Genomic DNA, 7823 nt, shown 5'->3' on the forward strand with positions numbered 1-7823 from the left:
GTGATATACCTTCTCATACTCATCCGGGTCGTCAATCATCAAGCGCTGAACATCCGCACCGAACATGTCTCTAATTGTTCGGTAAAGCAGTGTCATGTCGCGATAAATCATCCCAGGGGCGCGGGTAACGCGATCGTTAGCCATAATCTGCTGCCAAGTCGTTCGGAGGAATTCGATATCGGCTCGAATCTCCTCATCGCCCTTTCCTTCCGATTCGGTGCGAATAATCACGCCGAAATCGTCGGGATGCATGCTTAAACCAATCTGGCGCAGACGTTCTCGTTCCTCGCGGCTTTCAATCTTGCGGGAAACTCCGAGGTGGTTGCCTTCCGGCATCAAAACGACATAGCGGCCTGGAAGTGTTAAACGCGTCGAAACTCGAGCGCCTTTGGTGCCGCGCGGTCCTTTGATGACCTGCACCAACACCTCTTGCCCCTGCTTAAGTAAGTCTTTGATATTGCGTCTCTTTAATGTCGAACGTTTGACGGAAGCCGGTAAAGGCTCGCCATCTTCTGATTCAGGCAAGATATCGGCGACGTAGAGAAACGCATTTCGTTCAAGTCCGATGTCCACAAACGCAGCATCCATTCCCGGAAGCACGTTCTGGACAATCCCTTTATAGATGTTACCGACAACTCTTTCACCGCGTTCAATACGCAGTTCCATAAGCTGTCCTTCTTCAATAACAGCAATACGGGTTTCTCGTGGCGAAACGCTCACGACAATCTCTTTATGTAGGTTCGCTATGGGGAACCCCTCCTTAAGCGAGAAGAACCCTGAAGGATTTAATGAGGCCGACTGTTGGACGGAGCGAACGGAGCCAAAAGAATTAAATAAACACCGCTTATAATGGGCGAAAGCTTCTATGCTTTTCGATACAAATTAATTCTTTACTTGCGTCTGCACGCTTAAACATCTAATCCAAACTTTATTAGAACTTGTCGGCATTTCGGCTGCGGGTCACTCATATATCGAGTGATTTTTGCGGTTTTCTGATTGCCGCCTCTATAAATAATTAATATAGAAGCATTTACTTCAGTCAAAATCGTGTATTCCGCGCCTTGGTCTAACAGATAAACCCTTTAGTTCTGACTACTCGCTAGTAATTTATACAATGTGGGCAATACCCACTTATATCCTTCAAATCTAAAATTGATTGTACCCGATAATCAAAGCATCGACAAGCTGAACAAAAAGTAATAGAAGTTATTTTGAGAAGAGTGCGCGGGAAGGGACTTGAACCCATACAACCTTGCGGTCACTAGGCCCTCAACCTAGCGCGTCTACCAATTCCGCCACCCGCGCACGAATTTCGAAGCCCTTTTTTTATACCCGAACTCGCTTCGTTTGTCAAGCGACTGGGGGATTAACCAGGTTTATTGTTTGCTGACCTCTCAACCGGCTTTTTCGTATACCTATTTACGCGGTGTCTGGTACAATTAAATTATATAGGAGCATTTAATGCCTGTCAACAAGGGAGAATCTCCAGGTCGTCTATTAGAATCGATATGCTGCCCTGCGGATATTGTAAATTTTTCGAGGGAGCAACTCAAACAGCTAGCTGATGAATTGAGACAAGCGATAATTTCAAATGTCTCTAAGACCGGCGGGCATTTTGCAAGCAACCTGGGAACGGTCGAGCTTACGACCTCTCTCTACGCCACCCATAATATTCCACCTGATAAAATCATTTGGGATGTCGGCCATCAAGCTTACCCTCATAAGATGCTGACCGGACGGCTTGATCAATTCCCTACCCTTCGGCAATACGGAGGTATAAGCGGTTTTTTACGAAGAGATGAAAGCCCCTTTGACGTATGGGGCGCAGGTCATGCCTCTACTTCAATTTCTGCTGCTCTTGGTTATGCGATTGCCCGTGATAAATTAAAGACCAACGAACACGTAGTCGCCATTCTCGGTGATGCGGCGCTTACCGGCGGAATGGCATGGGAAGCTTTAAATAATGCCGGCGCGCTTAATACCGACCTTACGGTCATCCTCAATGACAACAAGATGTCGATCGCCGAAAATGTTGGGGCGCTAAGCACCTACCTTGCCAAGCTACGAGCGCGGCCATGGTTCCAGAATTTAGAAATCCAAGCACGACATGCTGCTGAAATCTTCCCCAAATCAATCCAAAAAACCGCAGCCGGTCTTAAACACAGCGTAACCTACTATGTGTCCCCCGAAGAAACCGGCTCGGTGTTTGAGGGGATGGGTTTCAACTATATCGGTCCGATAGATGGTCACGATCTCGATGTTATGTTGGACGTTTTTTCTAACGCCAAAGAACTAAAAGGCCCCGTTTTAATCCATGTAATCACAGTCAAAGGCAAAGGCTATGAATTCGCTGAAAGTGATGCTCGCAAATGGCATGGCGTGACGCCGTTTGGGGTTGAGGAAGGCAAATTCGAACAGGCTCCCAGTGGAATCACCTATACACAAGCGTTCGTAGATGCCTTAATCGATGTTGCAGAGAATGACGAAAAAATAGTCGCCATCACAGCCGCTATGCCGGATGGGACAGGGCTAAATAAGTTCAAAGCAAAGCATCCTGACCGATTTTTTGATGTAGGGATTGCCGAAGAGCACGCAGTCACATTTGCGGCTGGTCTAGCGGCAGCAGGTATGAAGCCGGTTGTTGCCATCTACTCATCGTTTCTGCAGCGTGCCTACGATATGATTCTGCACGATGTGTGCCTCCAGAATTTGCCGGTTAAATTCATGCTCGACCGAGCAGGCCTTGTTGGAGATGATGGGGCAACTCATCATGGCGTTTTTGATCTTTCTTACCTCGGAATGATCCCCAACATTGTAGTAATGGCGCCCCGCGATACGACAGAGCAGACTTTGATGGTTAACTTTGCGCTTAACTATGATGAACACCCCATCGCCGTACGCTACCCGCGAGGTTCCTCGGGTGAGGTTAATAGGGATATACGTTATACACCCATCCAACTCGGCAAATCAGAACTTATGAGAGATGGAGATGATCTGGCGATATTAGCGATTGGATCGATGGTCACTCCTGCTTGGGAGGCTGCGAATAGCTTGTCATCGAAGGGAATCAGCGCTGCTGTTTTGAATGCCCGTTTCGCTAAGCCGTTGGATGAAAAGCTTATCTTACAGCTAGCTCGCAGGATAAAACATCTGATTATCATTGAAGAAAATGTCGCAACCGGTGGTTTCGGCCAATCGGTTATCTCACTTCTTATGCGTGAAGGCCTGAATGATATTGCGATCAAGCATCTATCAATCCCCGACCAATTCGTAGAACACGGCTCAATCAGCCAATTACGCGCCGACTGCGGCCTAAACACCGAAGGAATAATCCGCGCCGCCTGCGATCTAATTTTAAACCAAGCCGGTGTAAGCCCCAATGCGATAGGAGTACCGATCAGTACGTAGAGCGAATTGCGGAAAATAAGAACTACAAGGATGTATAGATGAAAAAGGGATTTCTTGATATTTTACGTTGCCCTGATTGCAAAGGCACTTTATCAGTTACGGATGATAAGATTGATGGTGATGAAATTGTCTCCGGAAAGCTTGTCTGCCAAGGTTGTCAGGGGACATTTCCAATCTCGGAAATGGGCGTTCCACAGATGCTTCCTGCGGCGCTACAGTCTGAAACACCTCAAGACGAAGATTTTCAACGAAAGAAAATCGAGATGGCAACTCGTGACGAGCAAGTCACTGTTTATGATAAGCTCCCCCTCCTCCTGGCATTTGGCCGAATTGAAATTCCATTATCTATTAAATATGCTCAGCTACGTCCGACTGATACGCTATTGGAAGGCGGATGCGGTAATGGACGCATGACCCAAGAATTTGCCCGTTGCGTGAAAAGGTTGGTCGCGCTCGATTTCTCTTTAGCTTCAATTCATATGAATTTAGAACGCCTAAAGAGTGCAGGTGTCACTAACGTAGACCTCGTTCAAGGCGACCTCAGCCATTTGCCCATGGCAACGGATGCTTTCGATAGAGTAGTTTCGTGCCAGGTCATCGAACACCTTCCCAGCCACGATTCAAGAGCCAAAGCCATCAAAGAATTTAGCCGCGTCAGCAAAACCGGTTCAAAAGTAGTTGTAACCGGCTATAAATATAACTTATACGAACGAATATTCGGCACAAAACAAGGTGAACACCCCGGCAAAATCCCGTTCTTCCGCTTCACCAAAAAAGAATTCAAAGACCTAATGGAAGAAGGTCTAAAAGTAGAAGCCATAGACGGCCGCCTAATCTACACCTGGGTCGCCCGAAGCCAAAACGCGAAATAATGAGGCGTGATCGTAGATTAAAATAATAAGGGCAAAGCTATCAGCTTGGCCCTTATTCATAGTTAGGCTTTGTGCCAGTAATGAGGCAAAGCCCAGCCTGCAGCACCTAGACCTAATGCTAGTATTGAGATGCCGCTTACACTCAAGTTATTACTACTTTTTGAGTGCTTCTGTTTCCCTGTTACCAGCATCTCCAGTTCTTCTTCAGACAGCTTGTCCTTGCCTTTGCTGCCAATAAGAATTGCATTATTTCCGACTACAACCAGTACTTCCTCGCCGACTGAACTGTACTGCGCCATCTTCGGCATACGCTTTATAAGCTGGAAGTGAGCATCACTATTTCGCTTGATATTAGTGAGTTGTTGTTGGGATTGATAGCGGCTATCAGTCCATTGGCTGCCGTCAAAGTAGAAGGTATGATCACGGGCATATTGAACTCGGTTAACGGCTCTATTAATTTCATCCTTATGTGCAGCCATCTCCGATTCGCCCTTAATCTTCCCTAATGCCCCATAGTTTCCGCCCCCATAACCTTGTACTGGAGCGTTTTGAGCGTTCTTATAATTGCGCGATGCTCTACTTTGATCCTGAGCGCCCACACTCACATCAGGGGCAGGTCTTAACGCAGCCATATTGCTGGTTGCAACCTCGTCATCTCGGAAACTGCCATCCCTTAACGCCTCAATTTGTCGATCATCGATCATGAATGAGGTGTATTCAGTGATAATCCCATACTCTCTGGCAAGCCGCACAATCTCCTGAATGACTTCTGGATTGTTATGCAGCCGGACTTCATCCATGAGAAAACCTATTTTCCTCATCGCCCAAATGCGAGGGATATAGTCATTAGAATCGGCTCTATCCGGCCAATTTGCAGCTAGTCTCACCGTTCGTGGTTTATTGCTTGCCAATCCTTCAAGGACAACCGTTCCAGCCCCTGACCCTTTATATCGACCGGCGATCACTACCTGTCCGCCTCGGAACAGGTCAGGAAGTTCCTTCGGATAAACCTCCAACGCCTCGACCCCTTTGAATAACACCTTCAAGTCGGTGAGGACAGGAGAGCTCATCATGTCGAAGAAACCACTAATCTTGACCTCGATATTCTCGTTTTGCTGAACGAAATCGCTTTCGCCGCGGTTTTGGTTGGCAAGTTTGTCAAGGAATGTCACATTTACATCTTCGCCGACTCCCCAAACAAACAATCGCGCGCGAATACTGTTTTTATCCTTAACATCTGATAGGATTCGTTTCACATCCGTCTCACCGACAGTAGGAAGCCCATCGGTTAAGAATAAAATCGTCTTCAACCCAGTTGAATCATCCTCTTTTAGCAGTTTAACGGCTGCAGAAAGTGCGTCCTTAATGTTAGTACCCCCCTGAGCATCTAATTCAGATACTTTCTTCATAGCCTTTTTGACATTCTCAGGAGTAGCTGACACAAGTTCATTCTCAAATAAGTCTGGCTCTTCGTTAAAAGCGATTACGGCAAATTTATCCTGCGGCTTTAAGTGTTGAATGGTGTACTTGAACGCCGCTTTGGCTTGCTCGATCTTTTCACCTGTCATACTGCCGGTTCGGTCCACCACAAACACGACATGCTTAGGCATCTCTGCCGCAGCCTGTTTTGCGCTGGGAGAAACGAACAATAAGAAATAGCCGTCCTCTCCTGAACGATAAGTCAATAGGCTCATGCCCAAGTCCTCATGACTTGCTCGATAATAAACGACCAAATCACGATCCGGGTGAATGTTCGATGCTTCCCATGTCACTGTCGCATGATTTGGATTCTTAATTCGTACGCTCGCATCGCCATGGCTTGGCGAAAAGACACTCTGCAGTGGCGCAGAGCTTTCGATCTCGACTGTAGCCGATAATGAAGCGATCGGCTTGTTGGACATCTGGTCAACACGAAGCGGATAGATATATCGCATTGCTCCGCCCTCTTGTTTGAGGGATTCGGCATAGCGAATAGTGATCTTCCTCTCTGCGCCGGATGGGATTGGGTATACGCTCAGTTTCACTAACCCACGCTCGGCATATTCGAGGAGCGCAGGGTCACGTCTACGTCTTACAATACTCTCATAAAGGTTACGGGCTTCATCGCGCCCCATCAACTTGCCTTCGTAAATTTTGTCCCCAATAGTCATCGTTAAACGAGTAATGGCAGCCCCTTCCGGCACAGGAAATAGATACATTGCTTCCTGCTCAATAGGGCTATCATTTCGGAAGACTTGCTCGATGGTAGTCTCAGCCACACCGTCATGAATTTTCGCAACGGCATGCTGTAATTTGACCGTGAAAGGCCGTATCATGATTGGCCTTGTCTCTGTTGGAGGCAATACATGAGTAGGGATTAGCATCCCATCCGCCCATGCCGCCTGAAACAATCCCGCAGTACAAACTGCAAGCAAAAACATAATTCTTTTCATCTCGTACACTCCTTAGTCAAAAGGCTTTCAAAATATTAGTTGCGCAATTATCCAAAAACGTTCATTAATTAAATACTTTTTTCGGATTAAACTGAAAAACATACTGATAAATGTATCGCAGGAGTACACTATGAACATGCTCTCTTTAAAATGCCGATTGGTAGCAACTATTATTGTTGGGCTGGTTATATGCTTATTAGGCGGATGCGCCGCCGGTCCAAAAGCAGTTAAGGTTCAGATTCCGGTAGTTGTTGTCGTCAACGCTGACAGCACCATATCCCCTGGCATCGGAGAGTATTACCGAAAAGCGCGAAACCTTCTCCCTGAGCAAGTGATTACAATTAATTGTTCGTTTAATGAAGAAATCACAAAAGAAGAATATCTCGAAAAGGTTGAAAAACCAATTAGGAACTATCTCATCAAATCGACTTTAAAGAATCAGATCGATTTTATTGTGCTCACTAAGGGCGTTCCATTCCGTATAAAAGAAGACGGCTATTCAGTGGATAGTTTCTTGATGATGATGTTCAAAGACCTCAAGCCGATGCCTAATAGCCTAACGGAGGCAGATGCGATCCGTTGTGTTAATCCTTACTTCAATAAGAAAGAACATTTTTCCTTCATGGCCTATGGCTTCTATCTTGTTACGCGCCTTGATGGTTATTATGATAAAGACGCTAAGGCATTGGTCGATAGATCGCTTGCAGCTAAACCATTTAAGGGACGCTTTCTTCTTGACATGGACCCGAACCGCACTGGCAAGGGCTATAAAGAAAAAAATGACAGCATGCTTAGCGCAAACGATATTCTCATTAATAAAGGAATGAGCGTTCGATTAGATAAGACCGATGAATTTATCGGCGGAATGTCCGGCCTTATGGGCTACTATTCATGGGGCAGCAACGATAAACACTACAACAAAACTGCCTATAATAGTTTACGGTTCCTTCCCGGCTCCATTAGCGAAACATGTGTCTCGACAAGCGCTCATACTTTTCTCAAGGTTGACTGGTGGCAATCCCTAATCGCCGATTTGGTTACCCAGGGAGTGACTGGCGTAAAAGGTTATGTCTCCGAACCCTATTCGATAGCGCTCTGCCCTGCCGATATC

At 46.4% G+C, this 7823-nt stretch carries 5 protein-coding genes and 1 tRNA gene; 3 read left to right on the forward strand and 3 right to left on the reverse strand.

All coding sequences use genetic code 11. The annotated features are described in order from the left end of the window. A partial coding sequence (locus WCO51_07245; GenBank protein ID MEI6513057.1) for a ribonuclease E/G occupies nucleotides 1-720 on the reverse strand: 720 nt, incomplete at its 3' end. Nucleotides 721-1221: 501 nt separating this feature from the next. Next, nucleotides 1222-1305: transfer RNA gene (locus WCO51_07250), tRNA-Leu, on the reverse strand. 156 nt (nucleotides 1306-1461) lie between these two features. Between WCO51_07250 and dxs the strand changes: the two genes are divergently transcribed. After that, nucleotides 1462-3408 carry a 1-deoxy-D-xylulose-5-phosphate synthase gene (gene dxs, locus WCO51_07255; GenBank protein MEI6513058.1) on the forward strand — a complete coding sequence of 649 codons (1947 nt, stop codon included), beginning with the start codon at nucleotides 1462-1464 and terminating at the stop codon, nucleotides 3406-3408. Between the two features lie 38 nt (nucleotides 3409-3446). Next, nucleotides 3447-4280 (forward strand): methyltransferase domain-containing protein, encoded by an 834-nt coding sequence (locus WCO51_07260; protein ID MEI6513059.1) that lies wholly within the window; start codon nucleotides 3447-3449, stop codon nucleotides 4278-4280. A gap of 62 nt (nucleotides 4281-4342) precedes the next feature. Here the strand turns inward: WCO51_07260 and WCO51_07265 are convergent, their stop codons facing one another. Next, the gene (locus WCO51_07265) at nucleotides 4343-6712 is read right to left on the reverse strand and encodes a VIT domain-containing protein (GenBank protein MEI6513060.1); all 2370 of its coding nucleotides are present in this window, start codon (nucleotides 6710-6712) and stop codon (nucleotides 4343-4345) included. Nucleotides 6713-6842: 130 nt separating this feature from the next. Between WCO51_07265 and WCO51_07270 the strand changes: the two genes are divergently transcribed. Next, a partial coding sequence (locus WCO51_07270; protein MEI6513061.1) for a TIGR03790 family protein occupies nucleotides 6843-7823 on the forward strand: 981 nt, incomplete at its 3' end.

The sequence above is a fragment of the bacterium genome (genome assembly GCA_037131655.1).
Classification (GTDB): domain Bacteria; phylum Armatimonadota; class Fimbriimonadia; order Fimbriimonadales; family JBAXQP01; genus JBAXQP01.